Source organism: Serratia plymuthica (assembly GCF_018336935.1).
Lineage (GTDB): Bacteria > Pseudomonadota > Gammaproteobacteria > Enterobacterales > Enterobacteriaceae > Serratia > Serratia plymuthica_B.
Window position 1 is genome coordinate 3,625,947 of the sequence record NZ_CP068771.1, and the last position, 22,734, is coordinate 3,648,680.

Below are 22,734 nucleotides of genomic sequence, written 5' to 3' on the forward strand. Positions count from 1 at the left end.
TCACCCTAAAACCGCCTGATTTTACAACGCGTACGATTAAAAAGAGCCCCGAGAGATCAAAGTTGCGGCGAACAACCCCGGCTTTTATGCTCTGACGCCGGCAATTTCTCAGCGTACCCCGCAGTTTCTGCAATAGCGTTTGCTTATTGGCTGTATTTGCCGCACTCGGCAGGTATACTCTGGAGCCTTGACTTATTTTTCCCTTAACTGACGGGAGTTGTTACACCCCATGCTGCAAGAAATTATGCAATTCGTTAGCAAGCATCCCATACTGAGCCTGGCTTGGATTGGCTTGCTGGTTGCCGTGATCGTCATGACGTTCAAAAGCCGTTTCTCCAAGGTGAAAGAGATCGCGCGTGGTGAAGCCACCCGCCTGATTAATAAAGAAGATGCGGTGGTGGTCGATACCCGCAGCCGTGATGATTTCCGTAAAGGCCACCTGGCCAACGCCATCAACCTGACGGCGAGCGAAATCAAAAGCGGCAGCCTGGGCGAACTGGAAAAACACAAGGCTCAGCCGATCATCGTGGTTTGCGCCAACGGCACCGCGTCCCGCGAGCCGGCGGAAAACCTGAGCAAGGCTGGTTTTGAAAACGTGGCCATGCTGAAAGACGGTATTGCCGGCTGGAGCGGGGAAAACCTGCCGTTAGTGCGCGGTAAGTAATTCTTTAACGTATTTGAAGTGGTAATCCATGGCTAACATTGATATCTACACCAAAGCGACCTGCCCGTTCTGCCATCGCGCCAAAGCGCTGCTGAACGGTAAGGGCGCGGCGTTTAACGAAATCGCCATTGATGGCGATAATGAAAAACGCGAAGCGATGATTGCGCGCAGTGGGCGCACCACCGTGCCTCAGATTTTCATCGATGGCCGACACATCGGCGGCTGCGATGATTTATATGAACTCGATGCTCGTGGTGGCCTGGATCCGTTGCTTTAAACGGGCCGCTGCCGGTTACTGAGTGTCAATAAGGACGTTTAACCAAGGGTATTACACACATGTCAGAACAAAACAGCACAGAGATGGCTTTCCAGATTCAGCGCATTTACACCAAGGATATCTCCTTCGAAGCGCCAAACGCTCCGCAGGTTTTCCAGCAGGAATGGCAGCCAGAAGTTAAACTGGATCTAGATACCGCTTCCAGCCAGCTGGCTGACGAAGTGTATGAAGTTGTACTGCGCGTAACCGTGACTGCGTCTCTGGGCGAAGAAACTGCGTTCCTGTGTGAAGTGCAGCAGGCGGGCATCTTCTCCGTTGCAGGCATCGACGGCACGCAGCTGGCGCATTGCCTGGGCGCATACTGCCCGAACATTCTGTTCCCGTATGCGCGTGAGTGCATCACCAGCCTGGTTTCTCGCGGCACGTTCCCGCAGCTGAACCTGGCACCGGTTAACTTCGACGCGCTGTTCATGAACTATCTGCAACAGCAGGCGGAAGGCGAAGGTGCCGCACCACATCAGGATGCCTGATGAACACCGTCAATGCTTCAATGACTGTTATCGGTGCCGGCTCGTACGGCACCGCATTAGCCATTACGCTGGCGCGTAACGGCCACCCCGTGGTGCTTTGGGGGCATAACCCCGAGCAAATTCAAAAATTGCAGCACGATCGCTGCAACCAGGCGTTTCTTCCCGACGTAGCCTTCCCCGACACGCTGTTGCTCGAAGCCGATCTGGCGCGTGCGCTGGCTGCCAGCCGCGATGTGCTGGTGGTGGTGCCAAGCCATGTGTTCGGCGACGTATTGCACCAGTTGAAACCGCATCTGCGCCCGGATGCCCGCATCGTGTGGGCGACCAAAGGGCTGGAAGCGGAAACCGGCCGGTTGCTGCAGGACGTGGCGCGAGAAGTGCTGGGCGATGATATTCCGCTGGCGGTGGTCTCGGGGCCAACGTTCGCCAAAGAGTTGGCCGCTGGGCTGCCGACCGCGATTGCGCTGGCTTCCACCGATGCTCAGTTCGCTGAAGATCTGCAACAGCTGCTGCACTGCGGCAAAAGTTTCCGCGTTTACAGCAACCCCGATTTTATCGGCGTGCAGCTGGGCGGGGCGGTGAAGAACGTGATTGCCATCGGCGCCGGGATGTCGGACGGCATCGGCTTTGGCGCTAATGCGCGTACAGCATTGATTACCCGTGGCCTGGCGGAAATGAGCCGCCTCGGTTCCGCTCTGGGTGCCGATCCGTCGACCTTCATGGGCATGGCCGGTTTGGGCGATCTGGTGCTGACCTGCACCGATAATCAATCGCGTAACCGCCGCTTCGGTATTATGCTGGGGCAGGGAAAAGGCGTGCAAGAAGCGCAAGACAGCATCGGTCAGGTGGTCGAAGGCTACCGTAATACCAAAGAGGTGTTGGCGCTGGCGCAACGGCACGGTGTGGAAATGCCGATTACCGAGCAGATTTATCAGGTGCTGTATTGCCATAAAAATGCCCGGGAAGCCGCGTTGAGCCTGTTGGGGCGTACCAGAAAAGACGAAAAGCACAGCGTCTGATCGCCATACCCCGGGGATTTCAGACTGCAGCCAACAATGGCTGGGGCCTGAAAGGCGACAAGTATAAAACTGATATGCAGGGCAGCATGCTGACCCGGCAATTGATTTGGGCTGCCTGACCGTGACGCGGTGGGGCAGCCTGTTTTGCAAGGTGGAGAGGAACCTGATGTCGTCAGAAGAGTTAGAGCAGGTCTGGAAGAGCATCAAATCAGAGGCGAGAGAGCTGGCTGAGTGTGAACCGATGCTGGCTAGCTTTTTCCATGCGACGTTGCTCAAGCATGAAAACCTGGGCAGTGCGCTCAGCTATATTCTGGCAAACAAGCTGGCAAACCCGATTATGCCGGCTATTGCGGTGCGTGAAGTGGTGGAAGACGCCTACCTTGCCGATAAGCAGATGATCGCCTCGGCTGCGCGCGATATTCTGGCGGTGCGCCTGCGCGACCCGGCGGTAGATAAATATTCGACGCCACTGCTGTATCTGAAAGGTTTCCATGCGCTACAGGCCTACCGTATCGGCCACTGGTTGTGGCTGCAGGGGCGTCAGGCGTTGGCGATTTACCTGCAAAATCAAATTTCGGTTGCCTTTGGCGTGGATATCCACCCGGCGGCTACCATCGGCTGCGGAATCATGCTCGACCATGCCACCGGCATCGTTATTGGTGAAACTGCAGTCGTAGAAAACGACGTGTCTATCCTGCAGTCGGTCACCCTTGGCGGTACCGGCAAAACCAGCGGCGATCGTCATCCGAAGATCCGGGAAGGCGTAATGATTGGCGCCGGGGCTAAAATTCTCGGCAATATCGAGGTGGGCAAAGGCGCAAAAATCGGCGCCGGCTCGGTAGTGTTGCAATCGATACCGCCGCATACCACTGCCGCCGGGGTGCCGGCGCGTCTCGTGGGGCGGCCGGAAAGCGATACGCCTTCGATGGATATGGATCAGTACTTCAACGGCACTAACCAGGGTTTTGAATACGGCGACGGCATCTAAACCGGTTTGCTGAAGCATGAAATCGGGGGAGCTTTTTGCTCCCCCGATGTTTTTCGGCAGAGAATTAACCCTGTTTCGGGAATTTCACGATATCGGTAACCATGTTATCGATTGCCGCTTTGACCTCGTTCGCCGTCACCGGCGCGGAGTCATTGCTGACGGTCTTGCCATAGCCCTTACGCACCACTTCCATCACCGTTTTGCCGGTATCCTGATCGATCAGTTGCGCTTCGAGGAACAGCGTGGTGTTTTGCGTGCGGTGCCCGCTGACGGCCATGGTGCTGGCTATCACTGCGGTAACCGGGGTCACTTCATAGAACTTCACATCTTCATTTTCAGCCGACACGGCGGTGATCGCCACCTTGGCGAGCAGCACGCGCGATCCCGACGGGCTTGGCAGCACGGTCATTCGCTCGCTCAGTGCGGCGTTGATTCGCATATTGGCGTAGTCTTTGATTTTGTTCAGCGTATCCTGGTTGACGCGTGCCGTCGGTTTGGCTGCCGGGTAATAGGTCACAGGAGAAAAATAGACGCCCCGATAATTGGATTCTTTAAAGGTAGGGTCGATCCAACGCAGCGTTTTATGGCCGGTGGCTGATTCGGTTTCCTGCAGTTTGCTGTAATCGCTCAGAAAACCTGAATACTGCTGCTTATTTGCTACTTTAGACGAACAGCCCGCCAATAACAGGCCTGTTGCCAGTACCGCCATGGCAACGCTCAAGCGTTTTTTTTTCATACGATGTCCTATGATGAATGTCTATTACCCTTACAAAACATAGCTCATTATCCTCTGTTGCAGAGAATGTTTTGGGGCCAGACGTGCACTGCCTTTACCTACTTTGTCAGGATCGTGATGCGTGGTGGGTTTTAGAGGTTGAGGGCTCGCGAGAGCGCAAACAATTCAGCTTCGGCTCTCTCCAGCGTCGTTTCCTGGGCTTCCTGCCATTCTGGCAGCAGCGGCCAGAGATCTTGCTGATTCTCGGCTTGCCGGCACCAGACAAAACGATCGTGCCAGTCGCCCAATGCGCTTTGCGCCGTTTTCAGGCAGGCGGCGGCTTGTGGCGTGATAAGTGCGAATTGGGGATAGGTGTCGGCAGCATAGCGCACCCGTTTGATCAGCAGGCGCAGCAGGTGGCGATCGTAGTGCGCGTCGGCCAGCGCCAGACGCAATTGTTTAACCTGCCGGGACAGGCGCTGAGCAACGCGGCGTTTTGCGTGCCGGCGTTTGGCCCGCCGGAAGTTTTTCGGCCAGCCATGCAGCAATTTGGGAAAGCGGAACAGCAAGGGATGTGACGCCAGAGCGAGGTTGCGGCTTTGCAGTTCGGTTTTGCGGACGTTGGTCTGCCACTCTAGTTGATGTCGCGCCAGCTCGGCAATCAGCACTTCCAAATCGCGTATCGGCGTGGTGAGTTTCCCCAGGCTGGCGGCGGCGTTGTCGAGCGGTGCGATGCCGGGTAAACCACGCAAGGGCCTCAGCAGGCTCCTGATGCGCCGCAGGTTGATGCGCACATCATGCAGAGCCTCGGTGTCCATCGGGTCCTGTAAACGCGACAGCGCCTGATTTAGCGCGTTTTCGAGCCTGCGAAACTGGGCGATGATACTCTCTGTGAAAGCCATATGATGTCCCCGGAGAGGCGATCCCGTTCAGATTATCCTCCCCGTAGAGCCGATTGTCACCGCTTAAGGTTTAATCAGGGCGCCGGCATAGTCCAACTGCCGCCAGGCTTCGTATACCACCACTGCGACGGCATTCGACAGGTTCATGCTGCGGCTTTGCGCCTGCATCGGAATGCGGATTTTCTGCTGTGCAGGCAAGGCTTCGAGGATCTCTGCGGGCAAACCGCGGGTTTCCGGCCCGAACAGCAGGTAGTCGCCGGCCTGATAGCTGACTGCGCTGTGCGCTGGAGTCCCTTTGGTGGTCAGGGCAAACAGCCGCTGCGGGTTTTCGCTGGCGATAAACGCGGCGTAATCGGCGTGGCGCCGGATATTGGCGAATTCATGATAATCCAGCCCGGCGCGGCGCAGCCGTTTGTCATCCCATGGGAAGCCCATCGGCTCTATCAGATGTAACTGAAAGCCGGTATTGGCGCACAGGCGGATAATATTGCCGGTATTGGGTGGAATTTCAGGTTCAAATAAAACGATATTCAGCATGTAAAAGGCCCCTCATGAAGAGGGGCGCAGAATAGCAAAATCTTGCTGACCTGTCTTAGGCGATCAACGCTGGTGCAGCGGTAGCCACAGTATCAGCCGCAGGCCGCCAAGCGGGCTGTCTTCCGCTTTCACCCAGCCGCGATGTTGATTGACTGCCGCCTCTACAATCGCCAGGCCCAGGCCGGTGCCGCCCGAAGCGCGATCGCGGGCTTCGTCGGTGCGATAGAACGGCCGGAAAATCTGCTCGCGATCTTCCTCGCTGACGCCAGGGCCGTCGTCGTCGACCACAATGGTGATGCCCTGATTGTCGGCGCTGAATGCCACGGCAATGCGCGTGTGTGAATAGCGCAGAGCATTACGCACGATGTTTTCCAGCGCGCTGTCTAAAGCGCCTGGGTTGCCGAACAGTGTCCAGGGGCCTGGAGGGGAGGTGACTTCCAGATGTTTACCCATTTGCTCGGCTTCGAATCCGGCGTCATCCAGCACGTCGGCCCAGAGTTCGTTGGCCAGCAGCCGCTCACGCGCCAACTCGCTTTTCTGCTGCCCGCGCGACAGCACCAGCAGATCGTTGATCATCGAGTCCAGACGTTGAGCCTCGGTTTCGATGCGAGCCAGCTCATGCCCTTCACCGTGACGTCGGCGCATCAGCGCAGTAGCCAGCTGCAGGCGGGTGAGCGGCGTGCGCAGCTCATGCGAGATGTCTGAGATTAGCCGCTGCTGGGCGGTCATCATGCGTTCCAGCGCACTAACCATCTGGTTGAAGCTGGCGCCGGTGGCCAGAAACTCTTGAGGCCCGGCTTCCAGCTCCGGATGCTGTTTCAGGTTGCCGCGCGCGACGTCATCGGCGGCGTTTTTCAACTTGCGCGCCGGTTTTGCCAGGCTCCAGGCCAGCCACAGCAGCAAGGGGGCGCTGATCAGCATGGTGACGATCAGCAGCAGCAGCGGCCGGTCGAACATCAGGTTGATAAAATCGGATTGCGGGCTGTTGGCAGGACGAATGAGATACAGCTGATAATTGTCCTCGCCGTCGCGCACTGAGAACGGGCCGACCAGTTCGACGCGGCCGTATTTTTTCTTCTTCGGATGATCAGAATTATCAGACTGGCCGATAAAGTTACGCACCAACTGCATTTCGTTGCGTTGCATGTTGCCAATCACGCGGCCTTCGCTGGTGACCAGAAGCAGGCGCTGCCCTGGCGGAGCCCATTTTTCGATGGCGCGGAATAAACGCCGCCACCACATCAGATCGTTGGCCGGATCGTTTTGCAACTCGGCCTCGACGTGCTGCTCTACCATTAATCCCTGCCGCTGCTCGCTGTCCAGCAGCGAGGTCATTTGGCGGGAGTCGAGCTTGGGCACCATCAACACCAGCATCAGCACCAGGGCTAATGTGAACCAAAAAATGGCGAAGATGCGTGCCGTCAAACTGTTGATCATGTTGCCGATACCATTAAATAACCCCGGCCGCGCAGGGTCTTGAACCACGGATGGCCGTCTTTGCGATTCGGCAATTTACGCCGCAGATTGGAGATATGCATATCGATGGCGCGATCGAATGGCGTCAGGCGCTTACCCAGCACTTCCTGGCTCAGCAACTCACGCGACACCACCTGGCCGAGGTGCTGCGCCAGCAGATACAGCAGGGTAAATTCGGTGCCGGTGAGATCCAGCGTCTGGCCGTCAAAGCTGGCTTCCTGGCGACCCGGATTGAGCTGCAGGCCGTCAACGTCCAGCGTCGGGGCGCCGGTATCGACATTCTGCTGCTGTTCGCTCCAGTTGGAACGGCGCAGGATGGCGCGGATACGTGCCACCAGCTCGCGATCGTTAAAGGGTTTCGGCAGGTAGTCATCGGCACCCAGTTCCAGGCCCAGCACGCGATCCAGTTCGCTGCCGCGTGCGGTCAGCATAATGACTGGCGTCTGGTGATGCTGGCGCAGCTCTTTCAAGGTATCGATACCGTTTTTCTTCGGCATCATGATATCGAGCAGCAGCAGATCTATGGAGCTGTCGAGCAGCGACAACGCCTGTTCGCCATCGTAAGCAACGACGATAGTAAAACCTTCCATTTCAAGCAGTTCTTTTAACAGCGAGGTCAGCTCGCGGTCGTCGTCAACTAACAGAATTTTGTTCATTATGTTTTTACCTCCTGACGCAAAATACGTCATCAACTGTTGGCATTCCATGACTTTACGTAGTTTTACATGCACTGACGCATGTTTGCAGGTGCAGCAGTACACTGCTCCTCGTTGATTCGCAAAGTGAGAAAGACCGAGGAGTTAAAATGCGTAAGGTGACCGCATTAGTTATGGCATCAATGCTGGCAATAGGTTCTACCGCTGCGTTTGCTGCCGAGACTACATCGGAAACTGCACCGACTCCCGGAAATGATGCGATAACCAGAGCCCCTGGCCAGCACCACATGTTTGACGGTGTCAGCCTGACTGAACAGCAGCGCCAGCAAATGCGCGATTTAATGCGCCAGGCGCGCCACGATCTGCCTGGTGTCAATGTAGCTGAAATGGAAGCCATGCATAAACTGGTGACCGCAGACAAATTTGATGAAGCCGCCGTGTATAACCAGGCGGAAAAGATGGCCCAGCAACAGGTTAAGCGCCAGGTCGAAATGGCCCGGGTGCGCAATCAAATGTATAACCTGCTGACGCCAGAGCAAAAAAATGTTTTAGACCAGAAGCATCAGCAGCGCATGCAGCAGATGGAGCAACAAATTTCTGGTTTGCAGCAAACTTCTGCCCAGAAGTTGAGTATGACTGAGTAATCCCCTGTTTTTCCTTGCCATAGACACCATCCCTGTCTTCCCCGCCATGATGGCGGGGCTTTTTTTGCCTGTCATTCCGTTATACTGACCCTCTCACGTTCTACCCAGGGTAGGTTATGGAACCGCAATATGCGCGTTTGGTGAAGTCTGCCGCGTTAGCTGCCACCGTGTTGGCTTCCACGCTGTTACTGATAAAGATTGTCGCCTGGTACCGCACCGGTTCGGTGAGCCTGCTGGCTGCGCTGGTGGATTCCCTGGTGGATATTGCCGCATCGCTGACTAACCTGCTGGTGGTGCGCTACTCCCTGCAACCGGCCGATGAGGAACACGCCTTCGGGCACGGCAAGGCGGAGTCGCTGGCGGCGCTGGCGCAAAGCATGTTTATTTCCGGCTCGGCGCTGTTTTTGTTTCTGACCGGTTTTCAGCATCTGTATTCGCCGGAAACCATGCGCGATCCCGGCATCGGTATTGCCGTGACGATCGTAGCGTTGTTCAGCACCCTGATCCTGGTCACATATCAGCGTTGGGTGGTAAGAAAAACCCGCAGTCAGGCCGTACGCGCAGATATGCTTCATTATCAGTCAGATGTCATGATGAATGGTGCTATTCTTATTGCGCTTGGGCTGAGCTGGTACGGTTTTCAGCGCGCAGATGCGTTGTTTGCATTGGGAATTGGCGTTTACATTCTCTATAGCGCGCTGCGGATGGGCTATGAAGCGGTACAATCTCTGCTGGACAGGGCATTGCCGGATGACGAGCGTCAGGCGATTATCGACGTGATTTCTTCCTGGCCGGGGGTGAAAGGTGCGCACGATCTACGTACCCGTCAGTCCGGCCCGACGCGTTTTATCCAGTTGCATCTGGAGATGGACGATGCGCTGCCGCTGATGCAGGCGCATATTCTGGCCGAGCAGGTGGAGCAGGCGCTGCTGCATCGCTTTCCTGGGGCGGATGTCCTCATCCACCAAGACCCTTGTTCCGTGGTGCCAACGGGCCGACAGGGGCGTTGGGAGCTATAATTAATGCAGGACGGTCAGGATAAGTACGGCGGCCGAATAGCGAGTTAGCTCAGCGTGCCATGTCGATTTTTTACCGTAATATTGCGTGACTTGAATCAATTCAGCTGGGTGTTTTTGTTATAATATCCAGTAATAAAGCCGTACCGCTGGTTTTCTGCAGCCGAGAGGTTTCAAGGCAATCGGCGAATACAGAATTCTTAAGAAATTGCATCTACAGTTTAGAGGTAGTCATGATCAAGAAAATCGGTGTACTGACGAGTGGCGGTGATTCGCCGGGTATGAATGCTGCGATCCGTGGTGTTGTGCGTGCCGCGCTTTCGGAAGGTCTGGAAGTTTTTGGTATTTACGATGGCTACCTTGGTTTGTACGAAGATCGCATGGAACAATTGGACCGTTATAGCGTGTCCGATATGATCAACCGCGGCGGCACCTTTCTGGGGTCAGCGCGTTTCCCGGAGTTCAGAGACGACAGCGTACGTGCCAAGGCGATTGAAAACCTGCAAAACCGCGGTATCGATGCGCTGGTAGTGATTGGGGGCGACGGCTCCTATATGGGCGCCAAGCGCCTGACGGAAGAAGGTTTCCCTTGCATCGGCCTGCCGGGCACCATCGATAACGACGTGGCCGGTACCGACTACACCATCGGCTTCTTCACCGCGCTTGAAACCGTGGTTGAAGCGATTGACCGCCTGCGCGATACCTCATCTTCACATCAGCGAATTTCCATCGTTGAAGTGATGGGGCGCTATTGCGGCGATCTGACGCTGGCGGCGGCTATTGCCGGCGGCTGTGAATTTATCGTGTTGCCTGAAACTGAATTCAACCGCGAAGACCTGGTCTGTGAAATCAAGGCCGGTATCGCCAAAGGCAAAAAACACGCGATTGTGGCGATCACCGAGCACATCTGCGATATCGATGAACTGGCGCGCCATATCGAACAAGAAACCAAGCGCGAAACCCGTGCTACCGTGCTGGGGCACATTCAGCGCGGCGGTTCGCCGGTGGCTTACGACCGTATTCTGGCTTCCCGCATGGGCGCTTACGCCATCGAACTGCTGTTGCAGGGTTACGGCGGCCGTTGCGTTGGTATCCAGAACGAGAAGATGGTGCACCACGACATCATCGATGCGATTGAAAACATGAAGCGTCCGTTTAAGGGCGACTGGCTGGATACGGCGAAAAAACTGTACTGATCTCATTTCAGTCCGGCAGTAACAAGCCTCCGCGTGCGGGGGCTTTTTTTTTGTTTGTTGCGGTTATATTCCAGAATCGTCTAGCCCAAAATTTTTTATTCTTTAATCGGCGAGAGAGTTTCTGGCAGGCTCTGATGCTAAATCAACCGATTGAGGTTGTGATTATTTTTCCTGGGAGAGCGAGTCGATGCGTAAATGGGGTGTAGGTCTGACAATAATGCTGCTGGCGTCCGGCGCCATGGCGAAAGATATTCAACTGTTGAACGTTTCATACGACCCGACGCGTGAGTTCTATCAGGAATACAACACCGCATTCGGTAAATACTGGCAGCAGCAGACCGGCGATAAAGTGACTGTGCGCCAATCGCATGGCGGTTCCGGCAAGCAGGCTACCTCGGTGATTAACGGGATTGAGGCCGACGTGGTCACACTGGCGCTGGCCTATGATGTGGATGCCATCGCCGAACGTGGGCGTATCAACAAAGACTGGATCAAACGTCTGCCGGACAACTCCGCGCCTTATACCTCGACCATTGTGTTCCTGGTGCGCAAAGGCAACCCAAAACAAATTCACGACTGGGCTGATTTGATTAAACCGGGCGTGTCGGTGATTACACCTAACCCGAAAACCTCCGGCGGCGCTCGCTGGAACTATCTGGCTGCCTGGGGTTACGCGTTGCACCATAACAATAACGACAAAGCCAAGGCGCAGGAGTTCGTGAAAAACCTGTATAAAAACGTTGAGGTGCTGGATTCCGGCGCGCGTGGCTCAACCAATACCTTCGTCGAACGCGGTATCGGCGATGTGCTGATTGCCTGGGAAAACGAAGCGTTGCTGGCGGAAAAAGAGCTGGGTAAAGACAAGTTTGAGATTATCACGCCAAGCGAATCGATCTTGGCTGAACCTACCGTCTCGGTGGTAGATAAAGTGGTCGATAAGCGCGGCACCCGCGATGTGGCTACGGCTTACCTGAAGTACCTGTACACGCCGGAAGGGCAGACCATCGCGGCGAAAAACTACTATCGCCCGCGTGATGCGGCAGTGGCGGCCAAGTTTGCCGAGCAGTTCCCGAAACTGAAACTGTTCACCGTGGATGATACCTTCGGCGGTTGGACCGAAGCGCAGAAGGTGCATTTCGCCACCGGCGGCGTGTTCGATGAGATCAGCAAACGCTGATCCCCGTACGCAGCAATAAAAAACCCCGGCATGCCGGGGTTTTGTTATTTATGAGCCGAATGAAATCAGGCTTTTTTAGCGGCTGCAGCGGCTTTGACGATCACGGCGAAAGCGTCAGCTTTCAGTGATGCGCCGCCAACCAGCGCGCCGTCGATGTCCGGCTGGGTGAACAGCTCGGCGGCATTCTTATCGTTCACGGAGCCGCCGTACTGGATGATCACTTCTGCAGCGACTGCAGCGTCCTGTTTGGCGATGTGATCGCGGATAAATTTGTGTACTGCCTGTGCCTGCGCAGGGGTAGCGGACTTGCCGGTACCTATGGCCCAAACTGGCTCATAAGCGATAACGGTGCCTTTGAACGCTTCAGCACCCTGAGTTTTCAGCACGGCGTCGATCTGGCGTGCGCAAACTTCTTCGGTTTTACCCGCTTCGTTCTCTGCATCGGTTTCACCGATGCACAGCACCGGGATCAGGCCGGCCGCTTTCAGCACGGCAAATTTTTCGGCGATCGCAGCGTCGGTTTCTTTGTGGTAAGTGCGGCGTTCGGAGTGGCCGATGATGATGTATTGCGCGCCTACATCTTTCAGCATGTCAGCGGAAACTTCGCCGGTGAATGCACCGGACAGGTTCACGTCTACGTTTTGAGCGCCCAGAGCAATGCGGCTGCCGGCCAGAGCGTGCTTGGCCTGATCCAGGTACATTACCGGCGGTGCGATAGCGACGCCACAACCGTCAACGCTGCTCAGTTCATTGCGCAGAGCGGCAATGAGTTCGTTAACCATGTGAGTGCTGCCGTTAAGCTTCCAGTTACCCATAACTAATGGATGACGCATGTTTTTTCCTCCAACAAGGGAACGCGAGAGTCGAAATAACCACTGCCGGACCGGCAGTTTACCTGGCCAACAGTATAGAGATGATTAAGCGCGAAGGCTTTGCTTTTCGTCATTAAATGCCGTGCTGTTAGGGCTCGGACAACGCCAGCTTAACCGGTTCAACCGCGAAAGTTACCCCTTTATCGCCGTTGTCCGACACCACGTAGCGGATCGCGCCGACCTGCTGTTGGTAGAAGCGTGAGCCTTTGCCCTTTTCCAGCAGGCTGGTCACTTTTGCCAGGCTCTGTTCCACCGTCAGCGCCGGCTCAAATTGACGCATCAGCGCAGCCATGTAGTTGACGGCAATGCTGCGCGCAGCCTTCTCTTCGCTGCTTTGTTGCAGCGGCAGGTGAGTGATCTGCAGCGTTTTGATTTTACCGGTGCCTTTTTCCAGCGCGGTGGAGGCATAGAGGTTTTCATTCAGCTTGCTGGCGGCGCGCGTCAGCAGTGGCGAGTCATCTTCTGCGGTTGCGATGGCGCGAAATTCGCCGATCGGCAGCGTTGGATTGTCGCGGTTGTATTTTTCGCGGAATTTTACCACCGTCAGATCAAACGTCGGTGCACCGGCCAGCAGGTAGGGTGCGGTGGGCGAAGCACTGGCGGCGGCATCCGGTGGATCGGCCCAGGCGTTGCCGATACTTAGCAACAGGCAGGCGAAGGCGGTGGTTTTTCTCAGCATGGCATACGGCATCAAGAACAAAGATGGCTCCGATTAAAGCGATAACCAAGGGGGGTTGTCAAAGATCCCGCGCCATTTATCGCTTGCTGACAGGAAAGCTGTGCGTTACTCCGCGTAATGCAGGGCGTAAATCTCTGCCCGGCCGCGCCTATGTTACACTGCGCGACAGAATATGGGCAGGCAAAGAGCACAGGAACCGATGACGTTACAGCAGTGGTGTTTTTCTTTTAAGGGCCGCATCGGGCGGCGTGACTTCTGGATCTGGATGGGGGCCTGGGTGGTATTGATGGCCGCAGCCTTTACCTTGGCGAACTACCAACTGGTGGCTATCCAATCGATCGCATTCTTCATTGTTGCGCTACTGTGGCCAACGGCGGCGGTGCTGATCAAACGCCTGCACGATCGCAACAAGGCCGGCTGGTGGGCGCTGTTGTTGGTTCTGGCGTGGATGCTGGCGGCGGGCAATTGGCAGATGCTGGCGCCAATCTGGCAATGGGGCGTCGGGCGTTTTATCCCGACGCTGATTATCGTGATGATGATGATTGATCTCGGCGCCTTTGTCGGCACCCCAGGGCACAACCGTTTTGGCCCGGAAGCCGAGCCGGTCAGGTTCCGCAGTAAATAATCCTGCGGTTACCAGTAATGCTCGCTGGTCATATGGCCCGGCTTGCGGCGCAGGTGTTTGCGCATCTGCCGCTGATCCTTCAACGTCTGTTGGGTATCTCGCACCATCTGCGGGTTACCGCACAACATGACGTGGCAGGTTTCGGCATCAAGGGGCAGCCCCACCGCCGCTTCCAGCCGGCCGTCTTCGATCAGCGCCGGCACGCGTCCGGTCAGTGAACCCGCGGCGTCTTCACGGCTGACGACGGTCTGAATGCGCAGCTTGCCGTTATAGCGCTGCTGCAATTGCTGCATCAACGGCAGGTAGCTGAGATCGTGCGCAAAGCGGGCTGCATGCACCAGCACCAGATTTTTGAAGCGCTCCAGGTCTTTGCCTTCCTGCAGGATGGACAGGTAAGGGCCGATGGCGGTGCCGGTCGCCAACATCCACAAGGTGTCGCATTCCGGCACTTCTTCCAGCACGAAAAACCCGGCGGCCTCTTTGGTCACCATCACTTCCGATCCCGGCCGCAGTTGATTGAGCCGCGGGCTCAGTTTGCCTTCCGGCACGGTAACCAGGTAAAACTCCAGATTCGGATCGCTGGGCGCGTTGACGTAGGAATAGGCACGTTGCACGCGCTCACCGTCAACTTCCAGCGCCAGTTTGGCAAATTGCCCGGCGGTAAAGGGATCAATAGGAGCGTCGACGGTAATGCTGAACAGCCCGTCGGTCCATTGCTCTACCTGCGTAACCTTGCCATTAACCCAGTCTGCCATACTCTAAAGCTCCAATGGTCGAATCAAATAAGCGCAATGTCGCGAGCCAGAAATGGCATGTGCAGCGCGTTCTATCCGGTAGCCGCGGCCAAACAGGCGGTGAAACAGCCGCAGCTCCGAATTGCACAGGCTGCTGCAGACGGTGGCCGCCATGCCGATCGGGCAGTGGTTTTCCACCAGCAGCATGCCCTGCGGATGTTCGAACAGTTCGGCCATGTAACCGTCATGCTGCCGCAGGCGCACCAAGCGGGCGAGTCTGCCCTGATGGCTGGTTTCTTCCGACAACTCTCCGGCATAGCGCTGATAAAGCTTTTCTTCACGCTCGCTAATCAGCTGTTCCACCCCTTCATCGCCAAACAGCTGATGGGCGGACTCCAGCAACGCCGTGGCAAGCGTATCGTGGCAATCGGCGAACTCGGCGTGGCCCTGATGGGTCAGCGACCAGTAACGCGTGGGGCGGCCCACTTTGGTTCGCGCCTCTTCGTAGCAAACCAGCTCACGTCTTTCCAGGGATTGCAGATGTTGGCGGATACCCATTGGGGTGATGTCCAGACGCTCAGCCAGCATTTTGGCGGAATGCGGCCCCAAGGTTTTCAACTGCAACAAAATCAGCTCTGGTGTTTTCATGAACCAAATCCCTATGGTGTTATTTTATTTCAATATGATGAAAATAATTATCGATTAAATGCTAAAGCCAACTTACGGCGAGTGCCGCCATTTTTACCCCTTAAGCGTTATACGTACAATTTAATTTACGAGGCTGGTTGCCTTTGCTGCCAGTGTGACCGGGATCAATATTTGTCTGAAACTCGCTAAAAAAATCAGATTTGTTAGCTTATGCCGCCATGAGGGCTGCTCGCCGTTCTGGCTCAATCTGGAGTCATACCGGGACGCTGTGACGAGTTAATACGTTAACGAAGATAATGAGAAAAATAGACAACTTTCACCTGTTGGTGATGCTTACCCTGTTGGTGGCCGTCGGTCAGATGGCGCAAACCATTTATGTTCCTGTCATTGCTGACATTGCCCGAGATCTGTCGGTGCGCACCGGTGCGGTGCAGCGCGTGATGGCGGCGTATCTGATGACCTATGGTTTTTCACAGCTGATTTACGGCCCGCTGTCGGACCGCATTGGCCGCCGCCCGGTGATCCTCGCCGGGATGATGATTTTCCTGATTGGCGCTCTGGGCGCGCTCTTGTCCAATAGCCTGACGATGTTGGTCGCCGCCAGCGCCATTCAGGGCATGGGCACCGGCGTAGCGGGGGTGATGGCGCGAACCATGCCGCGTGATCTGTATGCCGGGACCTCATTGCGCTATGCCAATAGCCTGCTCAATATGGGCATTTTGGTGAGCCCGCTGCTGGCGCCGATCATCGGCGGAGCGCTGGCGATGCTATTTGGCTGGCGTGCTTGTTACGCCTTCCTGTTGGCGCTTTGCACCGGCGTTGCTTTCGCCATGTTCCGCTGGTTGCCGGAAACCCGGCCGCAACAGACAGAAAAACGGCGCATGCTGGCGAGTTTCGGCAAGCTGCTGGCGGACGGCACTTTCAGCTGTTATCTGGTGATGCTGATCGGCGCGCTGGCGGGGATCGCGGTGTTTGAGGCCAGCTGCGGCGTGCTGATGGGCGGCGTGTTGGGCCTGAGCGGGCTGACCGTCAGTATCCTGTTTATCCTGCCGATCCCTGCGGCGTTCTTTGGCGCCTGGTACGCCGGCCGTGACGGCAAAACCTTCCACAGCCTGATGTGGCATTCGGTCGTCAGCTGCCTGCTGGCAGGCCTGATGATGTGGATCCCGGGCTGGTTTGGCGTGATGAACATCTGGACGCTGATCGTGCCGGCGGCGCTGTTCTTTTTCGGCGCAGGGATGTTGTTCCCGCTGGCTACCACCGGCGCGATGGAGCCTTTCCCCTATCTGGCGGGCGCGGCGGGCGCGTTGGTGGGCGGTATGCAGAATATGGGATCGGGTTTGGCGACCTGGCTCTCCGCCATGCTGCCGCAGACCGGGCAGTTCAGCCTCGGCCTGCTGATGTTTGCTATGGCGCTGCTGATTTTGCTGTGCTGGTGGCCGTTGTCAAACCGTCTCCAGCATCAGGGACATACCGCATAAACCAACAGGGTACCCTGTTTAATTACAGCAGGAACTCGTGCAGCGCCGGATCTTTACGGTCCAGGTAATGGGTTGAGCGAATGCGGCGGATGGTGCGGGACTTGCCGCGGATCAGCAAGGTTTCCGTGGTGGCCATATTGCCCTGACGGCTAATGCCTTCCAGCAGATCGCCCTTGGTGATGCCGGTAGCGGAGAAAATGACGTTGTCGTTGCGCGCCATTTGGTCCAATACCAACACCTTGCCGGCCTCAATCCCCATCTCTTTGCAACGCGCCAGTTCTTCTTCACCGATGCGGCGGTTTTCGGCGCTGTCGCCTTTCACCTGATGGCGCGGCAGCAGTCGCGCCTGCATATCCCCGTCCAGCGCGCGGATCACCGCAGCGGAAATCACCCCTTCAGGTGCGCCGCCGATACCGTACATCACGTCGACTTCGCTTTCCGGCATGCAGGTCAGGATGGAGGCCGCTACGTCGCCGTCGGGGATAGCGAAGACCCGCACCCCTAGCTGTTGCAGCTGTGCGATAACGCCGTCGTGGCGCGGCTTGGCCAGAATGACTACCGTCAGCTGCGCCAGCGGCTTGTTCAACCGGGCTGCGACCTGGATAAGGTTTTCTGCCAGCGGCAGGTTGAGATCGATAGCGCCGCGCGCCGCCGGGCCCACCACCAGCTTTTCCATATACATGTCCGGCGCGTGCAGGAAGGTGCCGCGATCGCCCACCGCCAGCACGGCCAGGGCGTTGGGCTGGCCCATGGCGGTCATGCGGGTGCCTTCGATAGGGTCGACCGCGATATCTACCGCATCGCCCTGGCCGCTGCCGACGTGTTCGCCGATATACAGCATCGGCGCTTCATCAATTTCGCCTTCGCCGATCACGATGCGGCCATCGATATCCACTTTATTGAGCATAATGCGCATTGCGTTGACCGCAGCGCCGTCGGCGGCATTCTTGTCGCCGCGTCCCAGCCATTTGTAGCCCGCCAGCGCGGCGGCTTCGGTAACGCGGGAAAATTCGATGGCTAATTCACGTTTCATGGCAAAACCCGTTGTGAGAAAGGAAGAAAATATCGGCAAAGTCTATCACAGCAGGGCGGTGGCGGGGCGGGGCAAAAAAAATGCGCCGCCCGGGGGCAGCGCATGATTCGGTCAACAACGCAAAAGAGTGTTAGTCGTGATCTTCCCATGCCTGGGCGCGGGCAACCGCTTTTTTCCAGCCGTTGTAACGGAAGTTACGTTCGGTGGTTTCAATGCTTGGGCGGAACTCACGCTCGATAACGGCTTTGCTCTTCACCTCGTCCAGATCGTTCCAGTAACCAATGGCCAGGCCCGCCAGGAAAGCTGCGCCCAGAGCCGTCGATTCACGCACCTCAGGGCGCTCTACGCGAGTGCCGAGGATGTCGGACTGGAACTGCATCAGGAAGTTATTGGCAACTGCACCACCATCCACACGCAGCGATTGCAGGCGGGTGTTGGAGTCAGCCTGCATGGCATCCAGCACGTCGCGCGTCTGGTAGGCGATGGACTCCAGCGTGGCGCGGATGATGTGGTTACTGTTTGCACCGCGGGTCAGGCCGAAGATCGCGCCACGGGCATACGGGTCCCAGTAAGGGGCGCCCAGGCCGGTGAAGGCCGGCACTACGTAGACGCCGTTGCTGTCCTTCACCTTGGTGGCGAAGTATTCGGAGTCGGCCGCATCGCTGATCAGTTTCAACTCATCGCGCAGCCACTGGATAGAGGCGCCACCGATAAATACCGCGCCTTCCAGCGCATAGTTCACTTCACCGCGCGGGCCGCAGGCGATGGTGGTCAGCAGACCGTGGCTGGATCGCACCGCTTCTTTGCCGGTATTCATCAGCAGGAAGCAACCGGTGCCGTAGGTGTTTTTCGCCATGCCCGGTTGAACGCACAGTTGGCCGTACAGCGCCGCCTGTTGGTCACCGGCGATACCGGCGATAGGAATACGTGTGCCGCCTTTACCGCCGATATTGGTCTGGCCGTACACCTCAGAGGACGGGCGGACTTTCGGCAGCATGACGCGCGGAATATCCAGCGCTTCCAGCATGCGATCGTCCCAGTCCAGCTCATGGATGTTAAACATCATGGTGCGCGAGGCGTTGGTGTAATCGGTCACATGCACCCGCCCCTGGGTCATTTTCCACACCAGCCAGGTGTCGACGGTGCCGAACAGCAGCTCGCCGCGCTTGGCGCGTTCGCGGGCACCTTCAACGTTATCGAGGATCCATTTCACCTTGGTGCCGGAGAAGTACGGGTCGACCACCAGGCCGGTGTTGTGACGAATGTACTCTTCCAGACCGTCGCGCTTGAGCTTTTCGCAGATGTCGGCGGTGCGGCGGCATTGCCAGACGATGGCGTTGTAAATCGGTTTGCCGGTCTCTTTTTCCCAGACGATGGTGGTTTCACGCTGGTTGGTGATGCCGATGCCGGCAATCTGATCGGAGTTGATGTCGGCTTTGGCCAGCACTTCTACCAGCGTGGAGCTTTGCGATGACCAGATCTCCATCGGATCGTGTTCAACCCAGCCGGCTTTCGGGTAAATCTGCGTGAACTCGCGCTGAGATACCGCAACAATGTTGGCATCGTGATCGAGCACTACGGCGCGTGAACTGGTGGTTCCCTGGTCGAGAGCGACAATGTATTTTTTTTCTACTGTCATGATCTTAATCCTGCTGTTGTTAACCGTTTTAAAACTGTGTCAATCACGCTTTGCGCTGCTGGGTCTTGGTAGCGGGTTCTTCTTCCTCTACGCAGACGTCGCACGGCAGATGGCGGCCAATCAGCGCACGGTAGCCGAAGGCACCCAGGCCGGCACCGAGGATTGGGCCAAAGATTGGCACCAGGAAGTACGGGATGTCACGCGCGCCGGTGAAGGCCACTTTGCCCCAGCCTGCCAGATAAGCGAACAGTTTCGGGCCGAAATCACGTGCCGGGTTCAATGCAAAGCCGGTCAATGGTCCCATGGAGGCGCCGATAACGGCAATCAGAATACCGATCAACAGCGGTGCCAGCGGGCCACGAGGAATACCGTTACCGTCGTCGGTCAGCGCCAGAATCAGGCACATCAGAATCGCGGTGATCACCGTTTCCACCAGGAAAGCCTGGCCGACGGAGATGTGCGCGTTAGGATAGGTGGAGAAGATACCGGCCAGAGCAAGGCTTTCGTCGCTGCCGCGCACCATGTGGTTGGCCGCTTCGAAATCGAAGAACAGGTTGTAATACAACCCGTAGACCAGGGCTGCTGCGCAGAAGGCTCCGGCGATCTGCGCGACAATGTAAGGGAGTACTTTGCGTCCGTCAAAGCAGGCGAACAGCCACAGCGCGATGGTGACGGCCGGGTTAAGGTGCGCACCGGAGATGGCAGCGGTCAGATAGATGGCCATGGCAACGCCCAGGCCCCAAATGATACTGATTTCCCATTGACCGAAACTGGCGCCTGCCAGTTTCAGCGCGGCAACGCAGCCTACGCCAAAAAAGATCAACAAACCGGTGCCGAGGAACTCGGCGATACACTGGCCTTTTAGGGTCGGACTGGTGGTTTGGCTCATAATGTTGTTGTCCTGCAAAACGGCGGTTATAGGTTTATAGGCTCACTGTGCTAATGCACCCGGCCTATGGGTACAGTTTTTTTCATCTCGTCCAATTATCAATTGAGGACGTGATGTAAATTTATCGTTAACGAACATAAACGAGAAATAGCGAAATCAAAATGTGTGTGCTTCGTCATAAAATTGAGCGAATTCGCGTCGTCTGGTGTTCTTTCTGCGCCATGAAAGTGTGATCTGACCAGTGGTTTGCCCGCCAATTGTTAACAAACCGCTTTTTGTCCGATGGGCATTTTCAGTTTTTGCTGATGGCGAGGGCAGGAAAATTGCAACAGACTGCGCGATGAGCCGGTATGTTGCTAGACAGTCGGGGACAGGCTACTTACAATCGTTTTTATCGAAAGAAACGTTTTATCGAGACAGGCGCGTTTTTTCAATAAAAGCGCGTGTCACTTGGCGCGATGCATATTCGCAGCAGTTGCAACCGAGTTGCGGCCGCTAGCTATAGATGTACGCCTTGCTATCATGAGGGGACTGAAGAATGTCATTTGAAGTATTTGAGAAATTGGAAGCGAAAGTTCAGCAGGCGATCGATACCATCACCCTGCTGCAGATGGAAATTGAAGAGCTGAAAGACAAAAACAACACGCTGTCTCACGAAGTTCAGGCTGCCTCAGGCAACCACGAATCCTTGGTGCGTGAAAACCAGCAACTGAAAGAAGAGCAGCACGTATGGCAAGATCGCCTGCGCGCGCTGTTGGGCAAAATGGAAGAAGTCTGATTCCCGGATGCCAGGATCGAAAAGGGCGCCTCAGGCGCCCTTTTTCATAGCTGCGGGTTACTCGATATCGAGCGGGTCCTCAGACAGAATGATCCCGGTATTGTCGGCATACAGATGATCGCCGGAGAAGAAGGTGACGCCACCGAAGTTAACGCGGATATCGCTTTCGCCGACACCTTCACTGATGGCGCCCGCCGGAATGGCCGCCATCGCCTGAATGCCGATGTCCAGTTCTTCCAGATCGTCAACCTGGCGCACCGCCCCGTAAACCACGATGCCTTCCCATTCGTTCTGGGTTGCCAGACGCGCCAGCTCTGCGTTGATCAGTGCACGACGCACCGAACCGCCGCCGTCGATCAGCAGGACGCGGCCACGGCCGTTCTCGTCGAGCAGATCGAATAACAGGCCGTTATCCTCAAAGCATTTCACCGTAGTGATTTGCCCGCCAAATGAAGTACGCCCGCCAAAATTGGAGAATAGAGGTTCAACAACGTTCACCTCTTCATGATAGATGTCGCAAAGCTCGGAAGTATCGTATTTCATAGGATTTTACGTCTGTTTGCCGCTGGAATAACCAGTATATCCCTTTATTCGCCCTGTTGGCAAAATCATCAGTTTTTAACTGAGCGCCACGCCAATGGCGAACAGCACGTTAGCCAGCAGTGCCGCCTTGACCATATGTTCCAGCATCGGCCGCATGCCGACCGGGGTCGGGTCGCGCAGTACGCGCAGGCCATGACGCACCAACAACGGGATCGCCAGCACAAACAGCCAGCCCCAAAGGCTATGCAGATTCAGCAGTGTGAACAGAGCAAAACACACCACCGCGCCGATCAGCAGCAGCGCGTGGTAATAGCGCGCCTTCTGCGGCCCGAGCCGTACCGCCAGGGTATTTTTGCCGTTGGCGCGGTCGCTTTCGATATCACGCAAGTTATTGATATTGAGTACTGCGGTTGCCAGCAGGCCGCATGCGGTGGCCGGCAACATCACGATGCTGTCGAAAGTGTGGGTTTGCAGATAGTAGGTGCCCGCCACGCTTAGCCAGCCAAAGAACACCAGCACCGAAATATCGCCCAAGCCCAGATAACCGTAGGGCTTATTGCCTACGGTATAGGTGATGGCGGCGACGATAGAAAGCCCACCCAGCACCAGGAAACCCACAACATCGCTGGGCTGCTCGCAGCCGACGGCGATCAGTGAAGAGCCCGCGATGGCAATCAACACCACCGTCACCACCAGCGCGCGTTTCATCTGCGCCTGGGTGATCATGCCTTTTTGCATACCGCGCAGCGGCCCGATGCGGTCTTCCTTGTCGCTGCCTTTTACCGCATCGCCATAGTCGTTCGCCAGATTGGAGAGAATTTGCAGCAAGCCGGCAGTCAGCAGTGCCAGCAGCGCCACGCCGGGTTTCAGGCTGTTATGCCAGGCGGCAATGGCGGAACCGACGACGATCGAGGCAAAGGCCAGCGGCAGGGTGCGTGGTCGTAAACTTTCAAGCCAGGCTCTGGCCGGGGAGGTGGGGGTTGATGAGCTCATTTTTCGCTTCAGAGTAAGTGGCT

The 22,734-nt window shown here is 56.5% G+C and carries 26 protein-coding genes; 12 read left to right on the plus strand and 14 right to left on the minus strand.

What is annotated here, in order from left to right:
• Positions 1–229: 229 nt before the first annotated feature.
• The 5 genes from JK621_RS16895 (at position 230) to cysE (ending at position 3,478) form a co-directional block, all read left to right on the plus strand.
• Positions 230–664, plus strand: coding sequence for a rhodanese-like domain-containing protein (locus JK621_RS16895; protein ID WP_004953261.1), 435 nt, complete (start codon positions 230–232; stop codon positions 662–664).
• A 28-nt stretch (positions 665–692) separates the two neighbouring features.
• Positions 693–941 carry a glutaredoxin 3 gene (gene grxC, locus JK621_RS16900; protein ID WP_212556932.1) on the plus strand — a complete coding sequence of 83 codons (249 nt, stop codon included), beginning with the start codon at positions 693–695 and terminating at the stop codon, positions 939–941.
• A gap of 59 nt (positions 942–1,000) precedes the next feature.
• The gene (secB, locus tag JK621_RS16905) at positions 1,001–1,471 is read left to right on the plus strand and encodes a protein-export chaperone SecB (protein ID WP_004953255.1); all 471 of its coding nucleotides are present in this window, start codon (positions 1,001–1,003) and stop codon (positions 1,469–1,471) included.
• Positions 1,471–2,490, plus strand: a complete 1,020-nt coding sequence (gene gpsA / locus JK621_RS16910; protein WP_126486051.1) for an NAD(P)H-dependent glycerol-3-phosphate dehydrogenase — start codon at positions 1,471–1,473, stop codon at positions 2,488–2,490. The genes secB and gpsA overlap by 1 nt, the downstream gene beginning before the upstream one ends.
• A gap of 166 nt (positions 2,491–2,656) precedes the next feature.
• Positions 2,657–3,478 carry a serine O-acetyltransferase gene (gene cysE / locus JK621_RS16915; RefSeq protein ID WP_212556933.1) on the plus strand — a complete coding sequence of 274 codons (822 nt, stop codon included), beginning with the start codon at positions 2,657–2,659 and terminating at the stop codon, positions 3,476–3,478.
• Positions 3,479–3,542: 64 nt separating this feature from the next.
• Here cysE and JK621_RS16920 read toward each other — a convergent pair whose 3' ends face one another.
• The 5 genes from JK621_RS16920 to cpxR form a co-directional block, all read right to left on the minus strand.
• Entirely contained in the window at positions 3,543–4,214 is a 672-nt protein-coding gene (locus JK621_RS16920) for a DUF3313 domain-containing protein (RefSeq protein ID WP_212556934.1), read from the minus strand.
• A gap of 131 nt (positions 4,215–4,345) precedes the next feature.
• Positions 4,346–5,095 carry a CHAD domain-containing protein gene (locus JK621_RS16925; protein WP_212556935.1) on the minus strand — a complete coding sequence of 250 codons (750 nt, stop codon included), beginning with the start codon at positions 5,093–5,095 and terminating at the stop codon, positions 4,346–4,348.
• A gap of 63 nt (positions 5,096–5,158) precedes the next feature.
• Entirely contained in the window at positions 5,159–5,632 is a 474-nt protein-coding gene (gene trmL, locus JK621_RS16930; protein ID WP_006317734.1) for a tRNA (uridine(34)/cytosine(34)/5-carboxymethylaminomethyluridine(34)-2'-O)-methyltransferase TrmL, read from the minus strand.
• Positions 5,633–5,695: 63 nt separating this feature from the next.
• Positions 5,696–7,069 (minus strand): envelope stress sensor histidine kinase CpxA, encoded by a 1,374-nt coding sequence (gene cpxA, locus JK621_RS16935; protein WP_212556936.1) that lies wholly within the window; start codon positions 7,067–7,069, stop codon positions 5,696–5,698.
• Positions 7,066–7,764 (minus strand): envelope stress response regulator transcription factor CpxR, encoded by a 699-nt coding sequence (cpxR, locus tag JK621_RS16940; protein WP_004953234.1) that lies wholly within the window; start codon positions 7,762–7,764, stop codon positions 7,066–7,068. The genes cpxA and cpxR overlap by 4 nt, the downstream gene beginning before the upstream one ends.
• Before the next feature lie 149 nt (positions 7,765–7,913).
• On the opposite strand from cpxR, the gene cpxP reads away from it, so the two are divergent.
• The 4 genes from cpxP (at position 7,914) to JK621_RS16960 (ending at position 11,797) form a co-directional block, all read left to right on the plus strand.
• Positions 7,914–8,408 carry a cell-envelope stress modulator CpxP gene (gene cpxP / locus JK621_RS16945; protein WP_212556937.1) on the plus strand — a complete coding sequence of 165 codons (495 nt, stop codon included), beginning with the start codon at positions 7,914–7,916 and terminating at the stop codon, positions 8,406–8,408.
• A 116-nt stretch (positions 8,409–8,524) separates the two neighbouring features.
• Positions 8,525–9,427, plus strand: a complete 903-nt coding sequence (gene fieF / locus JK621_RS16950; protein ID WP_212556938.1) for a CDF family cation-efflux transporter FieF — start codon at positions 8,525–8,527, stop codon at positions 9,425–9,427.
• A 230-nt stretch (positions 9,428–9,657) separates the two neighbouring features.
• A complete protein-coding gene (pfkA, locus tag JK621_RS16955; protein WP_037425599.1) occupies positions 9,658–10,620 on the plus strand; it encodes a 6-phosphofructokinase in 963 nt (320 codons plus the stop codon).
• A 187-nt stretch (positions 10,621–10,807) separates the two neighbouring features.
• The gene (locus JK621_RS16960) at positions 10,808–11,797 is read left to right on the plus strand and encodes a sulfate ABC transporter substrate-binding protein (protein ID WP_126528936.1); all 990 of its coding nucleotides are present in this window, start codon (positions 10,808–10,810) and stop codon (positions 11,795–11,797) included.
• Positions 11,798–11,862: 65 nt separating this feature from the next.
• Here the strand turns inward: JK621_RS16960 and tpiA are convergent, their stop codons facing one another.
• The gene (tpiA, locus tag JK621_RS16965) at positions 11,863–12,630 is read right to left on the minus strand and encodes a triose-phosphate isomerase (protein WP_004953219.1); all 768 of its coding nucleotides are present in this window, start codon (positions 12,628–12,630) and stop codon (positions 11,863–11,865) included.
• A 127-nt stretch (positions 12,631–12,757) separates the two neighbouring features.
• Positions 12,758–13,348 (minus strand): DUF1454 family protein, encoded by a 591-nt coding sequence (locus JK621_RS16970; RefSeq protein ID WP_212560220.1) that lies wholly within the window; start codon positions 13,346–13,348, stop codon positions 12,758–12,760.
• A 199-nt stretch (positions 13,349–13,547) separates the two neighbouring features.
• Here JK621_RS16970 and JK621_RS16975 point away from each other — a divergent pair, with 199 nt between their 5' ends.
• Positions 13,548–13,973: a DUF805 domain-containing protein gene (locus JK621_RS16975; RefSeq protein ID WP_212556939.1), complete on the plus strand. Its 426-nt coding sequence runs from the start codon at positions 13,548–13,550 to the stop codon at positions 13,971–13,973.
• A gap of 8 nt (positions 13,974–13,981) precedes the next feature.
• Here JK621_RS16975 and fpr read toward each other — a convergent pair whose 3' ends face one another.
• Together fpr and JK621_RS16985 are read right to left on the minus strand one after the other, a co-directional pair.
• A complete protein-coding gene (fpr, locus tag JK621_RS16980; RefSeq protein ID WP_212556940.1) occupies positions 13,982–14,728 on the minus strand; it encodes a ferredoxin--NADP(+) reductase in 747 nt (248 codons plus the stop codon).
• Between the two features lie 3 nt (positions 14,729–14,731).
• Complete coding sequence (locus JK621_RS16985; protein ID WP_212556941.1) at positions 14,732–15,355, minus strand: helix-turn-helix transcriptional regulator; 624 nt, start codon at positions 15,353–15,355, stop codon at positions 14,732–14,734.
• A gap of 296 nt (positions 15,356–15,651) precedes the next feature.
• Here JK621_RS16985 and emrD point away from each other — a divergent pair, with 296 nt between their 5' ends.
• Positions 15,652–16,836 (plus strand): multidrug efflux MFS transporter EmrD, encoded by a 1,185-nt coding sequence (gene emrD, locus JK621_RS16990; protein ID WP_212556942.1) that lies wholly within the window; start codon positions 15,652–15,654, stop codon positions 16,834–16,836.
• 22 nt (positions 16,837–16,858) lie between these two features.
• Here emrD and glpX read toward each other — a convergent pair whose 3' ends face one another.
• The 3 genes from glpX to JK621_RS17005 all read right to left on the minus strand — a co-directional run bounded on the left by glpX (position 16,859) and on the right by JK621_RS17005 (position 20,397).
• Positions 16,859–17,869, minus strand: a complete 1,011-nt coding sequence (gene glpX, locus JK621_RS16995) for a class II fructose-bisphosphatase (protein WP_212556943.1) — start codon at positions 17,867–17,869, stop codon at positions 16,859–16,861.
• A gap of 130 nt (positions 17,870–17,999) precedes the next feature.
• Entirely contained in the window at positions 18,000–19,508 is a 1,509-nt protein-coding gene (gene glpK / locus JK621_RS17000) for a glycerol kinase GlpK (RefSeq protein ID WP_212556944.1), read from the minus strand.
• A gap of 43 nt (positions 19,509–19,551) precedes the next feature.
• The gene (locus tag JK621_RS17005) at positions 19,552–20,397 is read right to left on the minus strand and encodes an MIP/aquaporin family protein (protein ID WP_006317749.1); all 846 of its coding nucleotides are present in this window, start codon (positions 20,395–20,397) and stop codon (positions 19,552–19,554) included.
• A gap of 538 nt (positions 20,398–20,935) precedes the next feature.
• Between JK621_RS17005 and zapB the strand changes: the two genes are divergently transcribed.
• Entirely contained in the window at positions 20,936–21,175 is a 240-nt protein-coding gene (zapB, locus tag JK621_RS17010) for a septal ring assembly protein ZapB (RefSeq protein WP_004953193.1), read from the plus strand.
• A 57-nt stretch (positions 21,176–21,232) separates the two neighbouring features.
• Here zapB and rraA read toward each other — a convergent pair whose 3' ends face one another.
• Positions 21,233–21,718 (minus strand): ribonuclease E activity regulator RraA, encoded by a 486-nt coding sequence (rraA, locus tag JK621_RS17015; protein ID WP_126486031.1) that lies wholly within the window; start codon positions 21,716–21,718, stop codon positions 21,233–21,235.
• Positions 21,719–21,793: 75 nt separating this feature from the next.
• A complete protein-coding gene (locus tag JK621_RS17020) occupies positions 21,794–22,711 on the minus strand; it encodes a 1,4-dihydroxy-2-naphthoate polyprenyltransferase (RefSeq protein ID WP_212556945.1) in 918 nt (305 codons plus the stop codon).
• Positions 22,712–22,734 lie beyond the last annotated feature (23 nt).